General features: G+C 68.7%; 20 protein-coding genes. 15 read left to right on the top strand and 5 right to left on the bottom strand.

Annotated features, from left to right (window positions below):
• Positions 1-6: 6 nt before the first annotated feature.
• Positions 7-1,035 carry an NAD-dependent epimerase/dehydratase family protein gene (locus C1746_RS03120; RefSeq protein ID WP_116713234.1) on the top strand — a complete coding sequence of 343 codons (1,029 nt, stop codon included), beginning with the start codon at positions 7-9 and terminating at the stop codon, positions 1,033-1,035.
• Between the two features lie 40 nt (positions 1,036-1,075).
• Here the strand turns inward: C1746_RS03120 and C1746_RS03115 are convergent, their stop codons facing one another.
• From C1746_RS03115 to C1746_RS03105, 3 genes are all read right to left on the bottom strand, one after another.
• The gene (locus C1746_RS03115; protein ID WP_162867319.1) at positions 1,076-1,819 is read right to left on the bottom strand and encodes a hypothetical protein; all 744 of its coding nucleotides are present in this window, start codon (positions 1,817-1,819) and stop codon (positions 1,076-1,078) included.
• A 150-nt stretch (positions 1,820-1,969) separates the two neighbouring features.
• Positions 1,970-2,887 carry a LysR family transcriptional regulator gene (locus C1746_RS03110; protein WP_116713232.1) on the bottom strand — a complete coding sequence of 306 codons (918 nt, stop codon included), beginning with the start codon at positions 2,885-2,887 and terminating at the stop codon, positions 1,970-1,972.
• Between the two features lie 138 nt (positions 2,888-3,025).
• A complete protein-coding gene (locus C1746_RS03105; RefSeq protein WP_162867318.1) occupies positions 3,026-5,707 on the bottom strand; it encodes a putative bifunctional diguanylate cyclase/phosphodiesterase in 2,682 nt (893 codons plus the stop codon).
• Between the two features lie 260 nt (positions 5,708-5,967).
• Here C1746_RS03105 and C1746_RS03100 point away from each other — a divergent pair, with 260 nt between their 5' ends.
• Positions 5,968-7,176, top strand: coding sequence for a type III PLP-dependent enzyme (locus tag C1746_RS03100; RefSeq protein ID WP_116715543.1), 1,209 nt, complete (start codon positions 5,968-5,970; stop codon positions 7,174-7,176).
• Between the two features lie 38 nt (positions 7,177-7,214).
• Positions 7,215-8,609: an MFS transporter gene (locus C1746_RS03095; protein WP_162867317.1), complete on the top strand. Its 1,395-nt coding sequence runs from the start codon at positions 7,215-7,217 to the stop codon at positions 8,607-8,609.
• Here the strand turns inward: C1746_RS03095 and C1746_RS03090 are convergent.
• On the bottom strand, positions 8,589-9,044 hold the full coding sequence (locus tag C1746_RS03090) for a YiiD C-terminal domain-containing protein (protein WP_116713229.1): 456 nt from the start codon (positions 9,042-9,044) through the stop codon (positions 8,589-8,591). The genes C1746_RS03095 and C1746_RS03090 overlap by 21 nt on opposite strands.
• 220 nt (positions 9,045-9,264) lie before the next feature.
• Here C1746_RS03090 and C1746_RS03085 point away from each other — a divergent pair, with 220 nt between their 5' ends.
• Complete coding sequence (locus C1746_RS03085; protein ID WP_162867316.1) at positions 9,265-9,903, top strand: HAD-IA family hydrolase; 639 nt, start codon at positions 9,265-9,267, stop codon at positions 9,901-9,903.
• A gap of 29 nt (positions 9,904-9,932) precedes the next feature.
• On the opposite strand, the gene C1746_RS03080 is transcribed toward C1746_RS03085, so the two are convergent.
• Positions 9,933-11,018, bottom strand: a complete 1,086-nt coding sequence (locus tag C1746_RS03080; protein WP_116713227.1) for an acyl-CoA dehydrogenase family protein — start codon at positions 11,016-11,018, stop codon at positions 9,933-9,935.
• 95 nt (positions 11,019-11,113) lie between these two features.
• Here C1746_RS03080 and clpB point away from each other — a divergent pair, with 95 nt between their 5' ends.
• The 11 genes from clpB (at position 11,114) to C1746_RS03025 (ending at position 24,888) form a co-directional block, all read left to right on the top strand.
• Positions 11,114-13,681, top strand: coding sequence for an ATP-dependent chaperone ClpB (gene clpB / locus C1746_RS03075; RefSeq protein ID WP_116713226.1), 2,568 nt, complete (start codon positions 11,114-11,116; stop codon positions 13,679-13,681).
• Between the two features lie 63 nt (positions 13,682-13,744).
• Entirely contained in the window at positions 13,745-14,257 is a 513-nt protein-coding gene (locus C1746_RS03070; RefSeq protein ID WP_116713225.1) for a nucleotidyl transferase AbiEii/AbiGii toxin family protein, read from the top strand.
• Positions 14,250-14,483, top strand: a complete 234-nt coding sequence (locus C1746_RS03065) for a hypothetical protein (protein ID WP_116713224.1) — start codon at positions 14,250-14,252, stop codon at positions 14,481-14,483. Before C1746_RS03070 ends, C1746_RS03065 begins: the two co-directional genes overlap by 8 nt.
• A 49-nt stretch (positions 14,484-14,532) precedes the next feature.
• Positions 14,533-15,048, top strand: coding sequence for an RDD family protein (locus C1746_RS03060; RefSeq protein WP_162867315.1), 516 nt, complete (start codon positions 14,533-14,535; stop codon positions 15,046-15,048).
• A 260-nt stretch (positions 15,049-15,308) separates the two neighbouring features.
• On the top strand, positions 15,309-16,391 hold the full coding sequence (locus C1746_RS03055; protein ID WP_116713222.1) for a PstS family phosphate ABC transporter substrate-binding protein: 1,083 nt from the start codon (positions 15,309-15,311) through the stop codon (positions 16,389-16,391).
• Between the two features lie 99 nt (positions 16,392-16,490).
• On the top strand, positions 16,491-17,444 hold the full coding sequence (gene pstC / locus C1746_RS03050) for a phosphate ABC transporter permease subunit PstC (protein ID WP_116713221.1): 954 nt from the start codon (positions 16,491-16,493) through the stop codon (positions 17,442-17,444).
• Complete coding sequence (pstA, locus tag C1746_RS03045; protein ID WP_116713220.1) at positions 17,444-18,355, top strand: phosphate ABC transporter permease PstA; 912 nt, start codon at positions 17,444-17,446, stop codon at positions 18,353-18,355. The genes pstC and pstA overlap by 1 nt, the downstream gene beginning before the upstream one ends.
• Before the next feature lie 2 nt (positions 18,356-18,357).
• Positions 18,358-19,254 carry a phosphate ABC transporter ATP-binding protein PstB gene (gene pstB / locus C1746_RS03040; RefSeq protein WP_116713219.1) on the top strand — a complete coding sequence of 299 codons (897 nt, stop codon included), beginning with the start codon at positions 18,358-18,360 and terminating at the stop codon, positions 19,252-19,254.
• An 80-nt stretch (positions 19,255-19,334) separates the two neighbouring features.
• Positions 19,335-22,190, top strand: coding sequence for a DVUA0089 family protein (locus tag C1746_RS03035; RefSeq protein ID WP_116713218.1), 2,856 nt, complete (start codon positions 19,335-19,337; stop codon positions 22,188-22,190).
• Positions 22,191-22,201: 11 nt separating this feature from the next.
• Complete coding sequence (locus C1746_RS03030) at positions 22,202-23,662, top strand: circularly permuted type 2 ATP-grasp protein (RefSeq protein ID WP_116715542.1); 1,461 nt, start codon at positions 22,202-22,204, stop codon at positions 23,660-23,662.
• A 164-nt stretch (positions 23,663-23,826) separates the two neighbouring features.
• The gene (locus tag C1746_RS03025; protein ID WP_116713217.1) at positions 23,827-24,888 is read left to right on the top strand and encodes a spondin domain-containing protein; all 1,062 of its coding nucleotides are present in this window, start codon (positions 23,827-23,829) and stop codon (positions 24,886-24,888) included.
• Positions 24,889-24,924 lie beyond the last annotated feature (36 nt).

Here is a 24,924-nt window from a genome sequence, read left to right as displayed (position 1 = left end):
GTCGCGATGACCACCCGGACGCTGGTCCTCGGCGGTTCGGGCTTCGTGGGGCCGGCCGTCGTCGAGGCGGCGCTCGACCGTGGCCACGAGGTCTCGGTCTTCAATCGCGGGTCCCAGCCAACGCCTCCCGGCGTGACCCAGCTCCGCGGTGATCGGGTGACCGGTGACCTGGCGGCGCTCCGCGGCTCAGCTCGGGCGGATGCCCACGCAGGGACAGGTCCTGACCGGTGGGACATCGTCGTGGACACCTGGGCCGGGCCACCGGCGGCCGTCTCGGAGGCGGTCCGGGCCCTGGCCGGACGAGCGAGGACCTACGTGTACGTCTCCAGCGCCTCGGTCTACACCTTCCCGGCGCCGTCAGGGTCGGACGAGTCCGCACCACTGGTCGAGGGCGACGCCGACGACGCCGACCCCCAGACCGAGTACGCAGCACGCAAGCGCGGCGGGGAGCTGGCCGCCTTCCGGCACGACGGACCGGTCGTGGCGGCCCGTGCCGGGTTGATACTGGGGCCACGCTCCGACGTCGGCCGGCTGCAGTGGTGGCTGGAGCGGATCGCGCGCGGCGGTGACGTCCTGGCACCAGGTCCACCCGGTCAGTCCTTCCAGTACGTCGACAGCCGGGACCTGGCCGCGTTCTGCCTCGAGCGCGCGGAGGCGGGCGACCGCGAGGCCTACACGGTCATCTCGCCTGCCGGCTCGGTGACGACGCGGCAGCTGCTCGGGGCCTGCATCGATGCGACAGGGTCGTCGGCGACGCTCCGCTGGGTGTCGCCGGAGACCATCGCGGCGGCCGGGATCACGCCGTGGACGGAGTTGCCCATCTGGCTGCCACCAGGCGAGCTCCACGATGCGATGCACGAGTTCGATGTCGCCCGGGCGGTCGCGGCCGGGCTGGTGAATCGGCCACTGACCGAGACGGTCGGCGACACCTGGACGTGGCTGCGGGCGGAGGGACCGCCGACGCTGCGGCCGGAGCTGTCCCACGGCCTGGACCCCGAGGTCGAGCGGCGAGTGCTGGCGAGGCTGCCCTCCTGATGGCACGACGCCTCGGATCGCCCCGGTCGACTGCGGTCGATCAGCGGGTCCGCAGCCAACGCAACACAACGCCGGCGAGCAGGCTGGACGCTAGGGCCCCGGTCGCACCGAAGACGGCGAACTGCCGCTCGACCTCGATCCCGAAGGCCTCGGTCACCAGCCAACCGAGTGTCCACAGGGCGGGCTGTGCGGCACCCCACTGCAGCGCCAGGCGGGCAGGGAGGACCTGTGCCCGGAGGAGCGCGACTCCTTGGGCGAGGCCCACCGCGGCGCCAGAGCAGAGCCCGACCACGGCCAGATCGGCTGGGGTGGTGCCATAGCCCACCACGTGAGCGCCCACGGTCAGACCGGCCGCGAGTCCGGCTCCGGTCCCGCCGGCCCACCACATCAGCAGGCGCCCCGGATGTCCGGTCCAGCGTCGGAGCGCCAGCCACTGGCCCGCACCGATGCCGAGTCCCGCGATCAGCCCGCCCAGCAGCGCGGCGACGGGGTCATCGACCCGGCTGACGGCGGTGATGGCGAGCAGCCCAGCCGGGGGAAAGGCAAACGCGGTGAGGGTCCACCTGCCGACGTCCGTCGCCGCGCGACTCGCCAGGGCGTCGTCGGCCGTGTGGTCTCTCCCGGTCGGGGTCGGCGGCGACGCGCCCGGCCCAGTCATGCGGACCACCGCCCAGCGATCGATCGGGTCATGATCGGAAACCGGGCCCACCAGTGCGCGTCGGGGGCTGCGCGGCCCGCCGATCGGCCGGTCGGGAGTAGTGAGGTCGGGGGTCGGGGGGCGCACGAGTGGTCCTCTCCGTTGGTCGGGTTCGATGGCCTCACCCTGCTCCTGCCCTCCCCTCGCCGTCCAAGAGCTGATGTCCGTCGGGTGATAGCCAGCAGCTATGACCGCTGGTCGGCGGCGCGACGGCCGCCTGCCTGGCGGTGCCGCGGTCTACGCCGTGGGACCTCGCAGCTCCTCGCGCACTGCATCGAGGAACCCCGCGAGAAGCGCGCCAGGTGGCTCCTCGACCCAGGCGATGCCCAGCCGGCCGGGTGCGAGCCCTGCCACGTCCAACGCGCGGACACCACCGGGTTGGTAGGTCGCGATCAGCGATCGGTAGGTCAGTGCCAGCACCGCCCCGCCGGCGACCTGTTGGAGCAACGCCTCCTGCGTGGCGATCTCGACCAGCGGACCGACCCGACGGATGCCCGCGGCGCGCAGCTCCGACTCGGCGCCCCAGAAGTCCCGCCAGGCTCGATCTTCTGATCGGGGCACCGCCCAGGGCGTGCCGCTGGCAGCCAGGTCGTCGACACGAACCTGCCCCGCCATGGCAAGCGGATGGTCCTCGGCGACGATTGCGACACGGGGTTCTTGTGCGGCTTCGATGACCTGCAAACCGCCCAAATCGAGAGGCAGGTGTAGCAACGCGACATCGCTGCTGCCGTTGGCCAGGCCTGCAGAGGTGTCGGTGAAGTCGTGCTGGGCCAGCGTCACCTCCATCTCGGGCAGGCTGGCGCGGGCTCGGCGGAGAACCCGTGGAAGGAAGTCATGGGGCCAGCGCACGTGGAAGCCGACGACGAGTTCGCGGCGTGCGACACGTCGCAGCCGTGTCGCGGCGGCCCCGAACCCCTCACCGGCCGCGAGGACCTCTCGGGCAGGGGGGAGGAGCAGTCGTCCGGCGTCAGTAAGCGCGACGCGCCGCCGGTCGCGAAGGAACAGATCAACGCCGAGGTTCGCCTCCAGCTTGCGGACCTGGCTGGAGAGGGTCGGTTGGGACACGAACAGCGTTTCGGCTGCGCGACCGAAGTGGAGGGTCTCAGCGACGGCGACGAAGTAGCGCAGGAGGCGGAGGTCCGGGTCGCTGCTCATGGCGACGACGAGGCGTTCTCCACCGCTCCCGGGGGCATGCGGCCAGGCTACCCGAGGCGACGCTACGCCCGGAGCTGTCCCCCGGCCGCGCTCCGACGTCGAACGACACGCCCTCCAGACCGCCGCCCCCACTGACCGCTAGGTGACCAGCAGGTCGTCCTGGTCGTCCTCGGAGACCTGCTCCGCCTCCCCGGTGGAGGCGCCGGTGGCGGTGTGGACCAGACGTGTCGTCAGCTCCTGGGCACTGAGCGGCCGGGCCAGGTGATAGCCCTGCCCGTGCTCGCAGCCCAGTTGGCGGAGCACCTCCATCTGTGACGCGTTCTCGATTCCCTCGGCGATCGTGGTCATGTCAAGGCTTCGGCCGAGACGAACGATCGTGTTGACCAGTTCGGAGTCCTGGGCGGGACCGGTGATCCGCTCGACGAACGACCGATCGATCTTGAGGACGTCAGCCGGGAAGCGGTGGAGGTAGGCCAGGGAGCTGTAGCCGGTCCCGAAGTCGTCGACGGCCAGGCGGACGCCCATCGCGGTGATTCCGTCGAGGGTCTTCAGGGTCGTCTCGTCGTGCTCGAACAGGACCGACTCGGTCATCTCGAGCATCAGGCAGGCCGGGTCCAGCCCGGTCTCCCGGAGCACCTCACCGACGTCGGAGAGCAGCCCGGGCCGGGTGATCTCCTTGCCGGACAGGTTGACCGCAACGGTCAGGTCGCGGTAGCCGGGTACCTCCTGCTGCCAGTGGACCATCTGCCGGCAGGCGGTGGTCAGCACCCAGCGGCCGATGTCGCGGATCAGGCCCGTGGCCTCTGCGATCGGGATGAAGCTCAGGGGTGGGATCAGCCCGCGGTCGGGGTGGCTCCAGCGGATGAGCGCCTCGACCCCGATGATCCGACCGGTGCGGAGCTCGATCGTCGGCTGGTAGTGCAGCTCGAACTCCTCGTTGTCGAGTGCTGCACGCAGGTCCCCCTCGGTCTGCAGCTGGCGGACCAGGTGCGTGTGCATCTGCGGCTCGAACACCTCGATGGCACTTCCCGCCCGGCTCTTCGCCCGATACATGGCCAGGTCAGCGTTGCGGAGCAGTTCGTCGCAGGTGATCGGGTGGCCCTTGGTCCGGGCGATGCCGATGCTGCCGCCGACGACGATGCTCCGCCCGTTCAGCTCGAAGGGCTCGACGAGGGCGCCGATGATCCGCTCCGCCGTGCGCCGCGGCGCGGCCTCGTTGTCGACGTCGGGCAGCAGGACGGCGAACTCATCACCGCCAAGTCGGGCCACGATGTCAGAGGCGCGGACGCAGGTGCGCAGCCGCTCGGACACCATCACCAGGAGCAGGTCGCCAGCCGCGTGGCCGAGCGAGTCGTTGACCTGCTTGAAACCGTCCAGGTCGAGGAACAGCACCGCGACGCGCTTCCCGCCGTAGTCGGCCTTCAACGCCTCCTCGACCCGTTCCTTGAACAGCGGGCGGTTGGCCAGCGCGGTCAGGGAGTCGTGGAAGGCCAGGTGGAGCAGTTGCTCCTCGAGGATCTTGCGCTCACTGACGTCGTGACAGTTGACGATCAGACCATTGATGTGGGGGTTGTCCAGCTGGTTAGTGACGGTCATCTCGGCCCATCGGGTCCCCAGGCTGTGGGCCACCTCCACCTCGACCGTCCGAGTGCCCTGCGCCTCGGCCGCCGCCTGACCCACGGCGGCCGTCAACGTCTGGGCGTAGTCCTCGCGGAGCAGGTCCGTGAGCGGCCGGTCCAGCACCTCGTCGGGGTCGTGTTCGAAGACCGTCTTGATGGACCCGCTGACGTAGGACACCCGGGTGCGCGTATCGACGATCGCGACGACGTCGCTGGCGTGCAGGGCCAGCCCTTCGTAGCGGTGCCGGATGGCGTACAGCTCGTCGGTGCGCTCCCTGATGGCGCGGCGCACGACGCTCAGCTCCCGGCTGGCCAGGAACTGCCGGACGATGATCAGGATCAGGATGCCGGTCCGAAGCGAGGTGACGAACGGCGATAGCGCACCGGTGTCGATCAGCGAGACAATGCCGACCAGGACCAGCAGCAGCAGTGCTGCGTACGGCATCAGCATGCTGCCCGGGCTGTCGGAGTCGTAGGCGTGCTCGGAGTTGACCTCGTCGTCGGTGGTGGTCGAGTGCAGTGCCACACGCGAGGCCATCAGGATCAGCACGTACCCCAGGCACCAGCCGATGTCGATGGCCGAGCCCGAGGCGTAGGTCCCGGCGGCCGTCATCAGGGTGAAGCCGCTGTCGGCCACGCCGATCGCGATCAGCGCCAGGCCGACCAGACCGAGTGGGACCGGCGGGTGGGTGTTGGTCTCACGGGCCCGCAACATGACGTAGGCCACGATGGTCACGCTGATGATGTCGCCCAGGGGGTAGGCAAGGCTGATGATGGTCTCGAGCAGCGTGCCGCTGGCGGAGCGGAACAGGTCGCCCAAGATCAGCTCCCAGCTGATGCCGAGCAGGGAGAGGGCCACGATCGCCCCGTCGATGACCGTCCGCCAGCGACCGACCAGCGTCGGTGTGCCGCTGGGCAGCGACAGCATGGCGATGACGGCCAGCGGGACGGCGCCCAGGTAGCCCACGTCTGCGAGGGAGGGGAAGGGCAGTTCGAGGCCCGACACCGACTCGAAGTAGGTCCAGATCGACTGTCCGACGCCCCAGGAGAACGCAGATGCGGCGAGGAAGGCCCAGAAGGACCTGACCTCGCGGTCACAGCGTGACGCCGTCCAGGCGGCTCCAGCCGCCGCGGTCAGGGCAGCGGAGGCCAACCCGAGGTTGCTGATCAGCTGGGCGGTGCCGGGATCATCGACGGACAACAGGACCACAATCCACGCGACAGCGCAGAGAGTAATCAGACGTTCAAGTGGACCCCCGCGCATCATTACCTTCAGTGACTGCATGGAATCGAGTATCGGCCCATGATCTGCGGCCTTGAGGTTCGGTTCAGCCCACTGAATCGATGCTAAAGATCACGGAGAGTGTTCCGACAATCAGAGGGTTCGACTACAGAGTGTGCAGTCACCAGGTAGTCGGTCATCCGCAGTCCGCCATGCCCTATGTGCAGGAAACCACCTCGATGAGAACCCTCTTCAGCGACCGTACTGACGCCCACTCACTCATTCGGCGCGGCCGCCAGGACATACCGTCGCCATGGCCCGCAAACCTCGGCCCCCGCGTCCTCAAGGGGCTCGGCCGCGACACGCCCTTCCTGGCCACCGACCTGAACACGATTCGGGATCGGTACACGCGGCTGCTCCAGGCGATGCCGGGCGTGCAGCCCTTCTATGCCATGAAGTGCAACCCGTCGCCGGAGGTGATCTCGGCGCTCGCCGCCCAGGGATCCTCCTTCGAGGTGGCGTCGTTCCCCGAACTGCAGACCCTCATCGGACTGGGCATCGACCCGGCACGGGTCCTGTACTCCAACACGGTCAAGCCGCCGGCGCACATCGAGGCGGCACACGCCGCGGGGCTGTGGCGGTTCGCCGCGGATTCCGGTGGCGAGATCCAGAAGCTCGCCACGCTGGCGCCGGGCGCGGCTGTCTACATCCGTCTCCGCGTCGACGACTCCTCGGCCTCGTTCCCGCTGTCCCGGAAGTTCGGTGCCGAGGCGGCCAAGGCCCTGATCCTGATGCGCGAGGCGCAGCGCGTCGGGCTGCAGCCGTACGGACTGACGTTCCACGTCGGATCGCAGTGCGTGAACCCGTTGGCCTGGGCCGCGGCCATCGGCGTCACCGGCGATCTGATGACGGACCTCGCGGCAGAGGGCATTCAGATCGAGATGCTGGACATCGGTGGTGGCTTCCCGGCGGACTACGGCGACGGCGTCCCGAGCATCGGCGACATCGGCCGCATGGTCACCTCCTCCATCGACGAGCTCCTGCCCTACCGGCCGACGTTGATCGCAGCTGAGCCCGGACGACACCTCGTCGCCGAGGCCGGCGTCATGGTGGCGACCGTCCTCGGTCGCGACGTCCGGGCTGGCGAGAACTGGCTGTACCTGGACGTCGGGGCCTACAACGGGCTGATGGAGTCGTTGCAGACGAACAACGCCTGGAAGTTCCCGATCTGGAGCTCGCGGCCCGACCACGGGGTGGTTCCACGCCTCCCCTTCACCGTGACGGGCCCGAGCTGTGACAGCTCGGACACGATGTTCTACGGGGAGATGCTCCCCTCGACGATCGAGGCGGGCAATCAGCTCTACATCGGCGGTGCTGGTGCCTACTCCCTGAGCTACGCGTCCAGCTTCAACGGCTTCGGACCTCCCGCGACGGTCTTCGTCGGGTAGCCATGCGTGGGTCAGGGCCGCTGTCGCGTCGAGGTCGGGTGGTCCTCGCTGCCGGGCTGGTCGACTCGTTGGGCCTGGCGATCGGCTGGACCACGTTGTCGCTGCACGTGGTGGCGACCAAGGGCCTCGGCGCCCTGGGTCTGCTCAACGGCGCGATGTTCGTCGGGATCATCGCCGCCGCGCCCCTCACGGGTGTCGTGAGCTCCCGACTCGACGGACGGGCGCTGCTGCGATGGACGGCCGGGGTCGAGGCGCTGACCCGCACGCTGCTTTTTGCTGCCGTTATCGGTGGGGCGCCACTGGTGGTCATCTTGGTGTGTGCAGGGCTGTCCAGCGTGGTGGCGTGGATCGGGTTCGCCGGTATGCGTGCCGAGGTCGGAGCGGCGGGAGACGGCGCCCGAGGTCTCTCGCTCTACACCGCCGGCATCGCCGCCGCGGAGTCGGGCGGTGCCTTCCTGGCCGCCGCCCTGCCCCAGGTCGAGGGATTGGGTCTGACGCCGGGGGTTGGTCCCTGGGGGTGGCTCGGCCCTGGTGTGCTGCTGGTGTACAGCCTCAGCCTGGTGCCCACGATGGTGGTGGCGTCCGGGGCTCGGACGCCTCGGCAGCGGCGCGCGCCTCTGGGTGGTGTGCCACACCGTCGCCTGCTCGCGACCGGTGGTCTGTTGGCGGCGCTCGCCACCGGGCCGACCCTGCTGGCCGTCGGACTCGCCGCCGTCCTGCATGGGCAGGCCGCCGTGGGGCCGGCGCTGCTGGCCTACACCATCGGCTCGCTCTGCGGCCCGGTCCTGGCCGGGCAGGTCTCGGGTCGCCGGCAGTCACCCGTCGTGGTCTGGTGTGGTGTCGCCGCGCTCATGGTCGTCGGCTGGCCGCTGGCCGGGCACAGCCTTGCCGGCCTCCTCCTCGCCCAACTGCTGGCCGGTGTCGGCTTATCAGCCTTCGAGGGGGTCATGGACGCTGACCTGGCCGAGCGCACTGCCCCGACCGCTGTGACCGGTGTTCTCGCGTGGTCCGCGTCGGCCCGCGCCGCTGGCTCTGCCGTGGCGGTCGCCGGTCTGCCCCTGGTGGCGGACGGTCCCGCGGTTGGCCCGCTGGTCGGGGGCGCCGCCGTGGCGCTGCTCGTCATCGCGTTGATCGGACTCGTCCGCAACCGCGTGATGACGGCGGACGTCGCCGCACCGGCACCGTGGACCCTGGTGCTCGGTTCGATCACCTCACCCGAGCTGGCGGAGCTGCCGGAGCGGGACGTCCGCCTCGAACCGCTGCCCTCCGGCTTCGAGATGCGGCACGGGATGACCGCCCGACCAGCACGGATCTGTCTGGGGCGCTTGCCACAGGCGGAGCGACTGATCGCGGAGTCGTGGTGTCGCCGCGGTGGCGAGTTCGCGCACACACCGCTGGTGGAACTCGAGCCGTCACATCCCGTGCTGGCGTAGCTGGTAGTGGTTCGTCGTCCGCGCGACGACAACGCCGTCGGTGTCGACCAGTTCGCAGGTCCAGTCGTAGTTGGCCTTGCCGTGCTCGTTCGCCTCGGCCTGGATTCGGTCGACCTCGTCCTGACCGATCCGCACCTCGACGGAGATGTCGGTCCTCGCCATCTTGAGGAACTGGATGTCCATGCTGCGAACGATCGGGTAGTAGGCCTGCGCGTCGAAGGTGGCGAGGAAGATCGCCCCGCCCGGTACCTCCGCCAGCGTGAACAGGGCGCCCGCGTACATCGTGCCGATGTGGTTGACGTTGGGCTCGAGCGGTGCCGTCATCTTGCAGTAGCCCGGCTCGATCGCATCGAGTCGGAGCCCCATGTTGGTGAGGAAGGGGAAGCCGTCCTCGAGCGCGGGTCGCAGGTCGTCCAGGAGCGAGGAGTCCGTCATGGCCGGGAGTCAACCACACCGGGCGCGCTCCGCCCGGCGCCGGACCCCGCGTCGGTGGGGACTCTTGGTACAGCGCGACTTTCGGTGCACGGGAAGCTCGGTGCCCCGCGACTTTCGGTACACCGGACGCTCGGCGCGGCGCGTACCGGTAGCTGGACACGCGCCCGTGTGAAGCCAGCACGCCCGTGTACCGAGAGTCGACCGACCGTACGGTGTGGCCGTGCTCGAACTCACGGTTGACGCAGTCCTGTTCGACAGCGACGGCGTGCTGGTGGACTCCCACGCCCAGGTCCGAGAGGCCTGGACCGCGGTGGCTGCCGAGTTCGCTCTCGACTTCGCGGCCCTCACCCCGGAGCTCGCCGGGGTGCCGGCGGCCCAGACCCTGGCTCAGCATCTGGACGGCCAGCGGCTGTCGCGGGCAGTGGCTCGGCTCGAGGACCTCGAGGTGGAGCGCGCCGTCGACACCGCCGCCATTCCGGGTGCCGCCAGCGTGGTCAACTCGATCCCCGGTGACCGCTGGGCCATCGTCACCTCGGCCTCCCGACGACTCGCGCTGGCGCGATGGACCGCGGCAGGAATCCCAGCGCCAGACAGCACCATCACCGCTGATGACGTCACGCGGGGCAAGCCCGATCCCGAGCCCTATCTGGCCGGGGCCGCAGCGCTGGGTCGCGACCCCGCCCGGTGTCTGGTCCTGGAGGACTCGCGAGCTGGTGGTGCCTCCGGAGCGGCAGCCGGCGCCCGGGTCCTGGCCGTCGGTTCCGCGGAGTGGGACACCACTCCGGTGGCACGGGTCAGCGACCTGCGCGAGATCTTGGTGGCCGCGGACGACGGCGTCCTCCGGGTGCGGATCGCCTGACCGGATCTGAGGAGGGAGGACGCCCGCCGCTACCCGGTGATGCTGACGGTCGCGTCGAGTGCGGCGGCTGACTGCTCGAGCAGGGCCCGGGTGATGGGCGGACGGGTGCCGAAGACCTGCAGGACCATCGCCTCGCGGGCCAAGCGCTGGGCGGAGTCCTGCAGGGCAACGCTTCGTCCCCCACGCGCCACCAGCAGACGTCCGGCAGCCGTCCAGGCCACAAGGCCGGCGGTCGCCCGAGCCGCAGGCAGGTCCTCGACCTCGGCCGTATCGAGGGCGTGCCGGCTCTGCTCGATCGCGGAGCTGAGCGCCGGCTCCTCCCCCTCCAACAGCAGGCGGCACCGCTCCGCCAAGCCCAGGGAGAGCGAGCCGTTGGTGCGCAAGCCAGCCGAGTCGGCCGCCGCCCACTCCTCGGGGCCTTGCCGAGCCACGAGGCGGTCCCCAGGAACACGATGGCCGTCCAGTTGCACCGACGCCGAACGGGTGTGGTCCAACGCCACCAACTGGAAGCGGCTGGCCGTCATCGTCGGCACGTCGAGATCGATCTGTGTGGTGGTGTCGCCAACCGGCTGGGGTGCATCCGCCAACAGCCACACCACGTCCTGCTCGGCAGATCCGGTACCGGCGTCATCGATCACGCGCGCCGCGATCAGCACGACGTCGATCAGGCCCCAGCCGGTCACCCACGGAATCGTCCCGTCGAGCACCCACGCAGACCCGTCACGGCGAGCGACCAGGGTGGGCGTCGGTGGACGCACCCCGCCGACGGCGACGCCTGCGCGAACCCGCCCGCTGGCGAGGTCTCCCAGCCAGCGGTCTCGCAACGCCTCGTTGGACGAGCGCAGGACCCGCTTGGCCGCACCCTGATGCTGGATCCAGACGAACGCGGCCGTCAGATCCGCGCCTGCCAAGACCTCGACCGTCCGCCTGAACCCGTGCTCGGACAGTCCCAGCCCGCCGGCCTGCAGCGGCAACGCGGCACCGTACAGCCCCTGCGACGCCAACCGGTCGAGCTGCTTGCTGACGGGGAGCACACCCCGATCGACATCATCCGCGGCAGGCCAGAGCACCTCCTCCGCCAGCGCACTGATGTGGTCCGGGAGCACGACGTCCATACCCCCTAGCTGTACCCGACGGGCAACAACGCCATCGCACGGGATGAGTTATCGGATCTGAGCGCCTCACGCTCAGGTCTGCTACTATTCTCACTATGAACATTGAGCGCTTCACACTCAAGTCTCGTGAGGCTCTGGAGGCCGCCGCCGCAGATGCCGCCAACCGAGGCAACCCCGATGTCGGCCCTGCCCACCTCCTCTTTGCCCTCATCGGCCAGACCGAAGGGCCGGTCACGCCGATCCTCGACCGACTGCAGATCACGCCGACCCAGGTCCGTCGACTGGCCGAGGAGCGCATCGCCGCGATGCCGGCCGCCCGTGGTGCCACCTCCCGCCCGAGCATCGGCCGTCAGCTGGTCAAGGTGCTGGACGCCGCCGAATCCACTGCACAGACCATGGGGGATGAGTACACCTCGACCGAACATCTCCTGCTCGCCCTGGCCGCCGAGAAGGGGCCGACCGGCAAAGCACTGCGTGAGATCGGGATCGAGGGGGATGCCCTCCTCGGTGCCCTGAAGGAGGTGCGGGGCAACCAGCGGGTCACCTCCGCCACCCCCGAGGGGACCTACGAGGCGCTCGAGAAGTACGCCACCGATCTCACCTCTGCCGCCGAGGACGGCAAACTCGACCCGGTCATCGGCCGCGACGAGGAGATACGCCGCGTCGTCCAGGTGCTGTCCCGTCGCACCAAGAACAACCCGGTCCTCATCGGCGAGCCAGGCGTCGGCAAGACCGCCATCGTCGAAGGGCTTGCCCAGCGCATCGTCGACGGTGACGTCCCCGAAGGCTTGAAGGACAAGCGGCTGGTCGCCCTCGACATGGGGGCGCTGATCGCTGGCGCCAAGTACCGCGGCGAGTTCGAGGAACGCCTGAAGGCGGTGCTGACTGAGATCGAGGCCTCCGAGGGCCGGCTGATCACCTTCATCGACGAGCTCCACACCATCGTCGGAGCCGGCAAGGCCGAGGGGTCCATGGACGCCGGCAACATGCTCAAGCCCATGCTGGCGCGCGGGCAGCTGCGCATGGTTGGTGCAACCACCCTCGCCGAGTACGCCGACATCGAAGGCGACAAGGCCCTGGAGCGGCGCTTCCAGCCGGTCCACGTCGGCGAGCCGTCGCTCGACGACACCGTGGCCATCCTGCGCGGACTGAAGGAGCGCTACGAGGTCCATCACGGCGTCCGGATCACCGACGCTGCGCTGGTCGCAGCCGCCCGACTCTCCGACCGCTACCTGACCGACCGGTTCCTGCCCGACAAGGCCATCGACCTGATCGACGAGGCCACCAGCCGACTGCGGATCGAGATCGACTCGATGCCGGCCGAGATCGACGTGCTCGACCGCCGGGTCAAGCAGCTCGAGATCGAGCGTGCGGCGCTGGAGGGAGACGAGACCGCCGCCGACCGGCTGGCCGAGATCGCCGATGAGCTGGAGTCCCTGCGGGGTGAACTCGGGACCCTGACTGCGAAGTGGGAGGCAGAGAAGGCCGCCATCGCCAAGGTGGGTGAGCTGAACAAGGCCATCGAGGACCTTGGCACCCAGCTCGAGCGGGCCAAGCGCGAGGGTGACTACGCCACCGCCGGTGAGCTCGAGTACGGCCGTCTGCCCCAGCTGAACACCGAGGTCGAGGCGGCAGCCGCCGACCTGGCCGAGCTGCAGGCCGACGGAGGGCTGCTGAAGGAGGAGGTGGAGGCCAGCGACATCGCCCAGGTCGTCGGCAAGTGGACCGGGATCCCCACCGACCGCCTGATGGAGGGCGAGAAGGAGCGGCTGGTCCACCTCGAGGAGCACCTGGGCCAGCGGGTCGTCGGTCAGCACGAGGCCGTCCAGGCCGTCGCCGACGCGGTGCGCCGCTCCCGTGCCGGACTGGCCGACCCCGACCAGCCCCTCGGCTCCTTCCTCTTCCTCGGCCCCACCGGTGTGGGCAAGACCGAGCTGGCGCGGGCGCTGGCCGAGTTCCTCTTCGACGACGAGCGCGCCATGGTCCGCATCGACATGGGTGAGTTCGGTGAGAAGCACACCGTCAGCCGTCTGCTCGGCGCGCCCCCTGGCTACGTCGGGTACGACGAGGGGGGTCAGCTGACCGAGCCCGTCCGGCGCCGGCCGTACTCCGTCGTCCTGCTCGATGAGGTGGAGAAGGCCCACCCCGACGTCTTCAACGCACTGCTGCAACTGTTGGACGACGGTCGACTGACCGACGGGCAGGGTCGCACCGTTGACTTCCGCAACACCGTCGTGATCATGACCTCCAACCTCGGCAGCCAGTTCATCCTGGACCCCACCGAGACCCAGGAGGTCAGGAACGAGAAGGTCATGGCCGAGGTTCGGGGGCACTTCCGCCCCGAGTTCCTCAACCGCCTGGACGAGATCCTGGTCTTCGACCGTCTGGACCGCGAGTCGCTCCGCCGGATTGTGGACGTGCAGCTGAACCGCGTGCGGGAGCGCTTCACCCAGCGCGACCTGGGCCTGGAGGTCAGCGATGCTGCCAAGGACTGGCTGGCGAACCGCGGCTTCGACCCCGTGTTCGGGGCGCGACCGCTGAAGCGCGTCCTGCGCAAGGAGTTGGAGGACCGGGTGGCCCTGGCACTGCTGGACGGCCACATCGACGACGGCCAGGTGGTGACGGTCGACGTCGGCGAGGACGGTCTGACGATCTCCGCGTGAGCATCTCCGCCTGAGCCCTCCGGTTGGCCGTCAGGTCCACGCCGTAGCCCGTAGGCTTCAGACGTGGACCCGCTCCTCGCCATCGTCCAGGCGCTCCGCGACGCCGACGTGGATTTCGTCGTCGTCGGAGGCGTTGCGGTTGTCCTGCGGGGACATCCGCGAATGACCGTGGACCTGGACTTGGTCGCTCGGCTCGAACAGAGAAACCTCCTGCGAGCCCTCTCCGCCCTGGAGGATCAGGGGCTGGTGCCTCGGCTTCCGGTTCCGGCGGCGTCGTTTGCCGACGATGCCACGAGAGCAAGCTGGGTGGCTGACCGCAACATGACCGTGTTCTCCCTGCACGACCCGTCGGATCCTCGTCGAGAGGTCGACATCTTCGCGGAAGAGCCGATCACGTGGGCCGAGCTCAGTGAGCAGGCCGATGACATCGTGGTCAGAGCGACCTCCGTCCCTGTCGCCTCGGTAGAGCACCTGATCACCATGAAGCGGGCAGCCGCACGCCCGCAGGACTTGGCAGACATTGCCGCCCTCGAGGCCGCGGTCGGTGCCCGCGACACGGAGGCCACCGATGGCTGAGCGGCTGCCCTGGGATTGGGACGGGTTGGCCGAGGCACAGCGACGGTCACGAGCGGGCCTGTCTCACGAGCAGCGGTGGGAGTGGCTGATCGCCGCACTCGAGTTGGCGAGCGCCAGTGGAGCGCTGGCCGTCGACCGACGACGACGGGCCGCGCTCGCCGCGGCGTGGGATTTGGAGGGTGGGGCGCCATCGACGGATGACGCCCACATCGCCCCCGGCGCCTGACCCGCGTCGTGAGGTTTGCGGCACCCCTTGCCCCGGCGACGGTCACGATATGGCTCGTCTTCTCGCGGGTGCCGTTGACGTATTCATCCTGGCGGCCTTGGCAGCTCTTCCCGAAGGTCTGGGACTGGCGTCGGGCTGGGCGCTCTGGCTGGCCACCGCGGCCGGACTGGCGGCCGTCATCTACCTGCCGCTGGAAGCCACGATCGGGCGGACGCCAGGCAAGGCCATGGCCTCCCTCCGAGTGGTTCAGGAGGGCCGACGTCAGGTGGGATGGGGCTCAGCCCTCGTTCGCTGGGCCCTCCGGTGGGGACCGGTCGCCCTGACTGCTGCGCTGGCGCTCCCGCTCTGGGTCCCCATTGCGGTCTGGGTGGTGCTCCTGCTGCCAAGTGGCTGGGACGCCACGGGTCGCGCTCTCCACGATCTGGTCGCCGGCACGGTCGTCGTCGACGCACACGACGCGTCGCTCCGCAAACGAGGCATGCGGGCCTCCGGCGTCGGCATCTTCAACGCCTGGGGCGCGGGCAGCATCCTCGGGTCTCGCCAGGGCTCGGAGGCAGACGGCTGAGGTCTCCGCCGCCCTGTCCGGGTGGTCACCGATGAGTCAATCGCCCGGTTCGAGTTCATCCGGCGTTAACTCGCTCGTTCGTCGAAGGCCAAGTACCCACCCCAGGGTGTGGCCCAGCCGCGGTGGGAAACCGGCGCCGTCACCGTTGTTCATCCGCAATCAACCTGGATGACGGGGTTCGGCCAGACAAGCACCGCAGGCTCGGAGTCAAGCCAACTACATCGGTAGTGGCTTTCACAGACCTAGGAGACGACGACAACATGCGCACGAACCTTCGCACGCTGCTTGCGATCTTGGCCCTGCTGGCCATGGTGGCGACCGCCTGTGCTTCCGACGACGACGGCGACGACGAGGCGGCAGCCGACGACACCGCTGAGGAGGCCGAAGAGCCGGCCGCGGACGAGGAAGCTGCCGACGACGAGGCCATGGATGAAGAAGCTACGGACGACGAGGCCATGGCGGACGAGGAGCCTGCCGACGACGGCGGCGACGCGCCTTCCGGCAGCATCGAGATCGACGGCTCCTCCACCGTCGCACCCCTGACCGATGCCATCAGCGAGGAGTTCGCCTCTGAGGCGCCGGACGTCACCGTGAACCTCGGTGTCAGCGGCACCGGTGGTGGCTTCGAGCGCTTCTGCGGTGAGGGCTCGACCGACATCTCAAACGCCTCCCGTCCCATCGAGGACGATGAGGTGGAGCTCTGCGAGGAGAACGGCATCGAGTTCACCGAGGTCCGCGTCGGCACCGACGCCCTGACCATGGTGACCAACCCCGCCACCGAGTTCCTGACCTGCCTGACCACCGATGAGCTGGTCAGCGTCTGGGGCCCCGACGGCGTCAGCTCCTGGAGCGAGGTCAACTCCGACTTCCCCGACGAGCCGATCGAGATCTTCGCGCCTGACGCGGACTCGGGCACCTACGACTTCTTCAACGAGACGATCCTCGAGCCCAACGAGATCGAGGAGCCCCGTCAGGACTACAACGCCTCGGCCGACGACAACGTCATCGCCCAGGGCGTCCAGGGCACGCCGGGCAGCTGGGGCTACTTCGGCTTCGCCTACTTCACCAACAACCCCGACGGCGTGGCCGCCATCGAGTACGACGCCGGCGACGGATGCGTCGCTCCGTCCGTCGAGACGGCCCAGGACGACAGCTACGGCCTGACCCGCCCGCTGTTCATCTACGTGAACAACGAGGCGCTGACCCGCCCCGAGGTCGAGGCCTTCGTGACCTTCTACCTCGACACCGTCAACGACGTCATCGAGGACGTCGGCTACGTGCCGGCCCCGCAAGAGGTGATCGACGAGGCGACCGCAACCGTCGAGGAGCAACTGGGCGCCTAGCCAAAGTTCACCTCGCCGACAACTACGACGACGCCCGGATGGCTAAGATCCGGGCGTCGCCGCGTGTTACGGCAGGCAACCCGAAGGAGCGGACACCCGTTGAGTTCTGTCACCAAGTCCAACCCGTTGACACAGCAGTCACCCCGGGTCGGCGAGACGATCATCTTCTGGCTGCTGCGAGCAGCTGGGTACCTCTCGATCCTCACGACCGTCGGCATCGTCTTCATCCTCTTCGAAGAGGCGTTCTTCTTCTTCACCGAGGTGTCGTTCGTGTCCTTCCTGACCGACACGGCGTGGCGGCCGTTCAGCTCCCCCGAGAGCGACGCGTTCCAGATCGGCATCTTCCCGCTGATCCACGGAACGCTGATCGTGACGCTCGTGGCCATGGTCGTGGCCATCCCCCTGGGGCTGGCCTCGGCGGTCTACCTGGCCGACTACGCCGCGCCGCGGGTCCGCAAGATCCTCAAGCCGACGCTCGAGGTCCTGGCCGGGGTCCCCACCGTCGTGCTCGGGTACTTCGCGCTGACGGCGATGACGCCGCTGCTCCGCAGCATCCTCGGTGAGGGCACGGTCGACTTCTTCAACCCAATGAGCGCCGGGATCGTGATGGGGATCATGATCGTCCCCACGATCGCCTCGCTCTCGGAGGACGCGATGAGCGCCGTCCCCGACAGCCTTCGGATGGGCGCCTACGGCTTGGGCGCCACCAAGCGACAGGTCGTCACCCAGGTGATCTTCCCCGCCGCCCTCTCCGGCATCGTGGCGGCCATCATCCTCGCCATGGGCCGGGCGGTGGGCGAGACGATGATCGTCGCGCTGGCGGCCGGCAACCTCCCCCGGGACCTCTCGGACGGGGCCCTCGGCCTGCTGAACCCCTTCGAGCAGGTCCAGACCATGACCTCCTACATCGTCCAGGCCGTACAAGGTGAGGCGCCACGCGGCTCCGTGACGTATGAGTCCATCTTCGCGGTCGGGGCCACTCTGTTCCTGATGACGTTGGGCCTGAACATCGCCGCCCAACGCTTCGTCCGCCGCTTCCGGGAGGCGTACTGATGTCAAGCCCCGCAAGCCTGCTGCAGCGCGAGAGCGACACCAGCCCCGACCTGCAGTCCAGCCCGAAGAAGCGCGCACGAGCGCGGCGGTTCGAAGTCGGGTTGCTGATCGCGACCATCGTCAGCGTCATCGTCCTGGCCTGGCTGCTCATCGACATCGTCTCCGACGGCGCCGGACGGGTTAACGCCACCCTGTTCACCGAGTACACCTCCCGATTCGCCGAGGAGACCGGGGTCCGGGCCGGCATCACCGGAACGTTGTCCCTCATGGTGCTCGTGGCACTGATGGCCTTCCCCATCGGAGTCGCGGCCGCGCTGTACCTGGAGGAGTTCGCCGAGCAGAACCGCTGGACGCGGGCGGCCGAGGCCAACATCAACAACCTCGCCGGCGTCCCCTCCGTGGTCTACGGGCTGCTGGGCTTCGGCATCTTCGTCGGCATCCTCGGCTTCGACCGCTCACTCATCGTCGGCGCGATCACGCTGAGCCTGCTGATCCTCCCGGTGATCATCGTGGCCGCGCGGGAGTCTCTGCGGGCGGTCCCACAGGAGATGCGCAATGGTGGGCTCGCGTTGGGTGCCACCCCGATCCAGGTGGCCTTCACGATCACCTTGCCGGCCGCGATCAGCGGCGTGTTCACCGGCACGATTCTTGCGCTGTCCCGAGCCATCGGCGAAACCGCTCCTATCCTGGTCGCGGGAGCGGTGTTCAGCCGCCGGGCAGACAACGTGCCGTGGGGCGTCACCGATCGCTACACCGCACTGCCGATCCAGGTCTTCGACTTCGTCAAGCGCCCCCAGCCGGAGTTCCAGATCGAGGTGTCTGCCGCAGGCATCATCGTCCTGATGGTCCTGCTGCTCAGCATGAACTCCATCGCCATCTACCTCCGCAACAGATACACCAAGGAATACTGATCATGACCGACATCAACCAGGCCGCAGCTCAGGAGACCGAGCAGTCGACCGCGATCACGACCAATCTCGCGCCGGAGCTGGACCTGGACGAGCGTGATCCGCTCCCTGAGCGTCCTGCCGTCTTCGAGACCGCCGGTGTCACGATCTTCTACGGCGACGTACCGGCCATCCGCGAGGTGGACTTCACCATCTACGAGAACGAGATCACGGCGTTCATCGGTCCCTCGGGCTGTGGCAAGTCGACGCTGTTGCGGGCCTACAACCGGACCAACGACCTGATCCCCTCCTCGCACATGACGGGCACGATCACCTATCACGGCAACGACCTCTACGCCGACGAGGTCGACCCGGTCGAGGTGCGGCGACGTGTCGGCATGGTCTTCCAGAAGCCCAACCCCTTCCCCAAGTCGATCTACGACAACGTCGCCTACGGACCTCGTGCCCAGGGCATGAAGGAGAACATGGACGACATCGTCGAGAAGTCGCTGCGGGGCGCGGCGCTGTGGGACGAGGTCAAGGACAAGCTGGACGAGAGCGGCTACAGCCTCTCCGGTGGACAGCAGCAGCGGCTGTGCATCGCCCGTGCGATCGCGGTCGAGCCCGACGTGATCCTCATGGACGAGCCCTGCTCGGCCCTCGACCCGGTGGCGACGCATCGCATCGAGGATCTGATGGCCAAGCTCAAGGACGAGTACACCATCGTGATCGTCACGCACAACATGCAACAGGCGGCCCGAGCGAGCGATCGGACCGCGTTCTTCACCACCGAGGTCGTCGAGGACACCAGCGGCAAGGACCACCGGTCCGGACGGCTGGTCGAGTACGCCCCGACTCAGACGCTGTTCAGCAACCCCGAGGACGACCGGACCCAGCAGTACATCACCGGTCGGTTCGGCTGAGGTCGCCCACTGCTAACGGGCCGGTAACGCCTGCCGACCTCGGGTGGTTTGCGCCTCGCGGCAGGATTAGGCTGCAGCGCATGATTCGCACCTCTTCTCGGGCTCTCCGGGCTGGCCCGCTGGCGTTGCTGGTCGTGGCACTCGTGTTCGCGCTGCTCGCCATTCCGGCCTCCCCCGCAGCCGCACAGTCCGACAACAACTTGTCGGTCATCAAGGACAACGAGGCACCCTCCAACGCTGAGATCGCAGCCCGGCTGACCGAGGAGACCGAGTTCACCAACGTCGAGCGAGTGCTCATCAGTCGGGATGACAACTTCGCCGACGCACTGGCGGGCGGGCTGATGCAGTCGAACTCACCGCTGCTGCTGGTGCCCAGCTCCGGCCCGGTCAGCGACCGGGTGCTGGCCCAGATCGATCGGCTTGGTGCGGACTCGGCAACCATCCTGGGCGGGGTTGCTGCCGTCGGCAACGAGGTGACGACACAACTCACCGATGAGGGGTTGACCGTCAACCGCCGCGAGGGCGGCAGCCGAGTCGAGACGGCGATCGACATCGCCCGCAACGAGGCCCCGAACGCCACGACCGCAATCCTGGCCCGGGCGTTCGCCGCCGACCCGGACAACCCGACGCAAGCGTTCGCCGACGCGCTCGGGGCCGGCGCACTGGCCGCACGCAACGGCTGGCCGATCCTGCTGTCCTCGACCGAGGAGCTCTCGGCGGCCACGATGGACTACCTGGCCGAGTCCGACATCACCGAGGTGCAGATCGTCGGTGGGACCGCGGCGCTGTCCCAGACGGTGGAGGGGCAGATCAACGGCATGGGGATCTCCACCGAGCGGATCGCCGGTGAGAACCGCGCTGAGACGGCGCTGGAGATCGCCAAGGCCCAGGGCGCCGACGACGCCACCGACGTGAACCACATCATCCTGGTCGACGGCACCAGCGAGAACGGCTGGGCCGGCGGGTTCGCGGCCGCCGGACGCGCGGCGCTGCTGGAAGCCCCGATCCTGCTGGCGGATGGGGTCCGGCTGCTCCCGGAGACCCGCGAGTTCCTGGAGCCGGTCGGGTCGCGCAGTGGCTTCGCCCAGGAGAACGGCCTGTCGGTGACCTGTGTCGTCCACCCGTTGGCGTGCACCGAAGGACGACGGGCCCTGGGCCTCTCGGACTACCCGCTGCTCAGCATGACCCCCCTCCGAGGCCAGGTGATCCGGCCGGGCCAGCCGATCACCGCGACGCTGACGCCGGCGGCGGAGGCAGCGGACTCCGAGGTGCTGTTCGACGGCAACTGCATCGAGGCCCCCTCCGAGTTGGTCCAGGTCACCGCCGCCGGTCAGGCCCAGGTGATGGCGGCCAGTCAACTCCCACCCAGCACCTGCGTGCTGAACATCACCTACGAGGGCGAGGCGGGTGCCGTCCTGCGAACCAGCACCGCCTACGTGACCGAGGGTGCGCCGTTCCGGACGGCCGATCAGGTCCTCCTCTCCTCCGGTGTGGTGCCCTACGGCGACATCGTGCCCCGCACCCCCGTGTACGTGAACGACACGATCACCTGCACACCCCCCGGCGGCTCCCCCGTCAGCCGTGAGGCCTTCGCGGTGACCGCTCAGTACCAGCAGGAGGACGCACCCGGGCTGGACGTGCTGGTTGCCGGCAGCGACCAGGTGATCACCACACGGGACGCCGTCTGCGAGGCTTCGATCACCCCGCCGACCGGCGTCGGCCAGGTGCTCTGGGGTGTGTACTCCCAGACCGACTCCGGGCTACGGATCCCGCTCGCGCTGGGAACCGGGACGGAAGCCTCGTTCGATCTCGCAGCACTCGGTGATGCCGCCGGTGCCGACCTGTCCGACCTGGCCATCCAGTGGGTGCTCCGGGTCACCGACGAACGCCCGATTGCGCCACCGCCGCCCCTCGGCGGTCCTGAAGGGGTCGTGGTCAACCGGGACGGCCTGCCGATCGTCTGCAACGGGGAGCTCCTTCCCTCCGGGCCGTCGCAGCCGGGACCGGGCGTCAGCTGCGTCGTCGAGGAGGTGACCAACACGGTCAACTACCTGCTGGTGCAGCCCGATGTCGACGTGGTCAGTGCCGCGAACCTCGAGTTCACGACGCTGGCCGACCCTCGGCCGACGCTGGTGTCACTGCAGATCCTGGCCAACCCACGGCCCGAGCCGCCCGGCCAGCAGGTCTGTGAGCTGAGCACCCCGCTGACCGTCGGCATGCAGGGTGGCGGCACCGTGGAAGTAGCCGGCTCGACGACGTACCACACCTTCAGCCTGGCTGAGGAGACGCGAGTCCGGATTCGAGCCAACAACCCGTTCGGTCCGACGAGTGACGGTCTGGACCCGGTCGCCACGCTGTTCGACTCCGACGGCAATCAGTTGGCGGAGAACGACGACGAGCAACTCGGCGTGCTGACGGGCAGCGTGATCGACGCAACGCTGCCTGCCGGCGAGTACTGCCTCGGCGTCTCGGGCTTCGGCGACTCCACCGGTGAGTACCTCGTCGCGGTCGACCCGTGGCCGGTCTTCGTGCAGGACGTGGAGGTCTTCGACCAGCAGGGGGAGGAGTTCGAGTTCTTCACCTACGACGGGACGCAGGGCGACCAATTGGTCTTGGAGCTCCGCCAGACGACGTTCGACGACACCGACCCGTTCATGGTCGTCTTCAACGACGCGGAGACCGAGGAGGATCTCCAGGTGCTGGCCGAGAGCAACGACGAGGGCGGCGCCCCCAACGCGCGCATCGAGTTCACGATGCCCTACACCGGCCGGATCGTGATCGGAACCGGCAGCCTCACCAACACCGGGCAGATGGTCTACGCGGCCAGCAACGTGGTCACGGGCAGCACCTTCGCAGCGGCGAGCACGCCGCTCGACGCTCCGGCGGAGGACGCGTTGATGGAGGGCATGACGGCCTTCGCCGGCCAGTTCGAGTAGACCTGGTGGACATGCTGAGCGCCTACGCGAGCCCCGAGTGCTGGGACGAACTGCTGACCCCCGATGGCCGTCCCCGGCCGGGCTGCGAGCGGGTGGCCGAGATCATCCAAGGTCTCGGTCCGGACATCGAGGACCGGCAGGCCGCCGCTGAGCTCGCGATCCAGGCGATGGGGATCACGTTCACCGTGTACTCCGAGGGTGAGAACATCGACCGGGCCTGGCCCTTCGACATCATCCCGCGGGTCATCACCACCGAGGAGTGGTCGGCCGTCTCGGACGGGCTGATCCAGCGCCTCACCGCGCTGAACGCCTTCATCGACGACCTGTACAACGAGCAGCGGATCATCGACGCCGGCGTGTTCCCCCGCGAGGTGCTCGAGTCCTCGACCAACTTCCGGCCGGAGTGCGTGGGAGCGAAGCCCAGGGGCGGGGTGTGGGCGCACATCTCCGGCTCGGACCTGGTCCGCGACAACGAGGGAACCATGTACGTCCTGGAGGACAACCTCCGGGTCCCCTCCGGCGTCAGCTACATGCTGGAGAACCGGGCCATCACCAAGCGGGTGCTGGGCGAGGCCTTCTTCGATCTCAACATCCACCCGGTCGACGGCTACCCGAACGCACTCAGGAACACCCTGGCCGGGCTCTCACCTCAGGACGGGGAACGACCTGTCATCGTGGTGTTGACCCCCGGCATCTACAACTCCGCCTACTTCGAGCACGCCTTCCTGGCCCAGGAGATGGGTGCCTACCTGGTCGAGGGCAACGACCTGTTCGTGGACGGCGATGTCGTCTTCATGCGCACGGTGGAGGGGCCCGTCCGCGTTGACGTCATCTACCGGCGCATCGACGACGCGTTCCTGGACCCCGAGGCGTTCCGACCGGACTCGGCCCTGGGCGTTCGGGGTCTGATGCGGGCCTGGCACGCCGGCAACGTGGCCCTTGCCAACGCACCCGGAGCCGGCGTGGCCGACGACAAGGTCGTCTACGCCTACGTCCCCGACATCATCCGCTTCTACCTGGATGCCGACCCGCTGATCCCCAACGTCCCGACCTTCCTCTGCTCGGACCCGGACCAGCGCAGCCACGTGCTGGCGAACCTGGACGACCTGGTGCTCAAGCCCGCCAACGAGTCGGGCGGGTACGGCCTGTTCATCGGCCCCCGGGCGACGGCCAGGCAGAAGATCGAGATCCGCGAGCAGGTGCTGGCCGATCCTCGCAACTGGGTGGCCCAGCCCACCCTCCAACTCTCGACCGCCCCGACACTCCGGGACGGCAAGGTGGTCCCACGCCATCTGGACCTGCGACCCTTCATCCTCTCGGGCCCGGCGCCCTACGTCACCCAGGGTGGACTCACCCGTGTGGCGTTCACCGAAGGCTCGCTGGTGGTCAACTCATCACAGGGGGGTGGCAGCAAGGACACCTGGATCATCGACGCCAGCAGCGGCTCACAGGCAGCCCAAAAAACCCTCTGAGCAGGGAACTTTTGCGCAAATCAGCAGGACACCGGGCTGAGTGATCGGCGTAATTCTTGCGTAAGACAAATGTCTGAATTGCGTTCCTAGCGTTCTACTCATCAGTCGCACAGGACCCCTCTCGCCGCATCGCCGGCACCTGTGCCCTCGTCAAGGAGAACCCAATGAAGATGCCCCTCGTTCGCCGTCTGACCATGCTCATGGTCAGCCTGTTGGCCCTCGGCTCACTGGCCCTCCCCGCACTGGCCCAGGACGATGAGATCACCGGGTATGAGATCACGGTCGAGAACCTGACGGCCGGGCAGCCCAACACCCCGCCGGTCTACGCCTTCCATGATGACGCCGTCAGCCTCTTCAGCGTCGGCGACACCGCCACAGAGGGCATCGCACAGGTCGCCGAGAACGGCAACAACACGCCGCTGCTCGAGGCACTCGACGGGATCGACGCCGTCCAGCGGGCCGGCGTCCTGACCGATGGCGAGGACCCACGTCCCATCCCGGCACCGGATACCCCCGGCGAGGAGATGTTCGCCTCCAGCCTGACCACCGTCCTCGCGCCGGAGGTCGAGGCCGACGTGATCTCCCTGGTGTGGATGCAGATCTGCACCAACGACGGCTTCTCTGCGGCGAACTCCGTGGCGCTCCCCGCTGCCGGTGAGACCGTCACCGTCGACACGATCGCCTACGACGCCGGCACCGAGGTCAACACCGAGGACTTCGCCGACATCGTCCCGCCGTGCCAGGCACTGACCGGGCTGTCCAGCGACGACGAGGGCACCGGCGAGTCCAATCCCGACCTGGCCGAGGGCGGCGTGATCACCCCGCACCCGATCATCGGTGCGGCCGATGCGGATCTGGACGCCGTCGTCCACGACACCTCCGGTACTGTCAACCGTGTCACCATCACCGCCCTCACCGCGGAGAGCGGCGAGCGGACGGGGAGTCGCTTGGACGGCGCGACTCGAATCGAGACCGCCATCGCCATCAGCAATCGGGCCTTCCCCGACGGTGCCGACGTGGTGTACCTGGCCAACGCCGACAGCTTCGTCGATGCCGTCGCCGGCGGCACGCTGACCGACGGCCCGGTCCTGCTCGTGCCCGGCGACGGTGACCTGCCAGCAATCGTCGACGCAGAGATCGATCGGGTGGACCCCGATGAGGTGATCGCGCTCGGTGGCGTGGACGCCATCAGCAACTCGATCCTCGACGCGGCCATCGGGTCGTAACCAGCCGCCCACTCCATGCCGCCCCGGTTTCGCACG

It is taken from the genome of Euzebya tangerina (genome assembly GCF_003074135.1).
Classification (GTDB): Bacteria; Actinomycetota; Nitriliruptoria; order Euzebyales; family Euzebyaceae; genus Euzebya; species Euzebya tangerina.
The sequence above is the reverse complement of the archived record's forward strand: the minus strand, read 5'-3'. Positions and strand labels throughout refer to the sequence as shown.

Bases quoted from the DNA above. Each gene is read 5' to 3' on its own strand.
- C1746_RS03035 (WP_116713218.1), top strand. From the start codon at position 19,335: ATGATTCGCACCTCTTCTCGGGCTCTCCGGGCTGGCCCGCTGGCGTTG.
- C1746_RS03120 (WP_116713234.1), top strand. From the start codon at position 7: ATGACCACCCGGACGCTGGTCCTCGGCGGTTCGGGCTTCGTGGGGCCG.
- C1746_RS03030 (WP_116715542.1), top strand. From the start codon at position 22,202: ATGCTGAGCGCCTACGCGAGCCCCGAGTGCTGGGACGAACTGCTGACC.
- C1746_RS03110 (WP_116713232.1), bottom strand. From the start codon at position 2,887: ATGAGCAGCGACCCGGACCTCCGCCTCCTGCGCTACTTCGTCGCCGTC.
- C1746_RS03055 (WP_116713222.1), top strand. From the start codon at position 15,309: ATGCGCACGAACCTTCGCACGCTGCTTGCGATCTTGGCCCTGCTGGCC.
- C1746_RS03080 (WP_116713227.1), bottom strand. From the start codon at position 11,018: ATGGACGTCGTGCTCCCGGACCACATCAGTGCGCTGGCGGAGGAGGTG.
- C1746_RS03090 (WP_116713229.1), bottom strand. From the start codon at position 9,044: ATGACGGACTCCTCGCTCCTGGACGACCTGCGACCCGCGCTCGAGGAC.
- pstA (WP_116713220.1), top strand. From the start codon at position 17,444: ATGTCAAGCCCCGCAAGCCTGCTGCAGCGCGAGAGCGACACCAGCCCC.
- C1746_RS03065 (WP_116713224.1), top strand. From the start codon at position 14,250: ATGGCTGAGCGGCTGCCCTGGGATTGGGACGGGTTGGCCGAGGCACAG.
- clpB (WP_116713226.1), top strand. From the start codon at position 11,114: ATGAACATTGAGCGCTTCACACTCAAGTCTCGTGAGGCTCTGGAGGCC.
- C1746_RS03025 (WP_116713217.1), top strand. From the start codon at position 23,827: ATGAAGATGCCCCTCGTTCGCCGTCTGACCATGCTCATGGTCAGCCTG.
- C1746_RS03060 (WP_162867315.1), top strand. From the start codon at position 14,533: ATGGCTCGTCTTCTCGCGGGTGCCGTTGACGTATTCATCCTGGCGGCC.
- C1746_RS03100 (WP_116715543.1), top strand. From the start codon at position 5,968: ATGAGAACCCTCTTCAGCGACCGTACTGACGCCCACTCACTCATTCGG.
- pstB (WP_116713219.1), top strand. From the start codon at position 18,358: ATGACCGACATCAACCAGGCCGCAGCTCAGGAGACCGAGCAGTCGACC.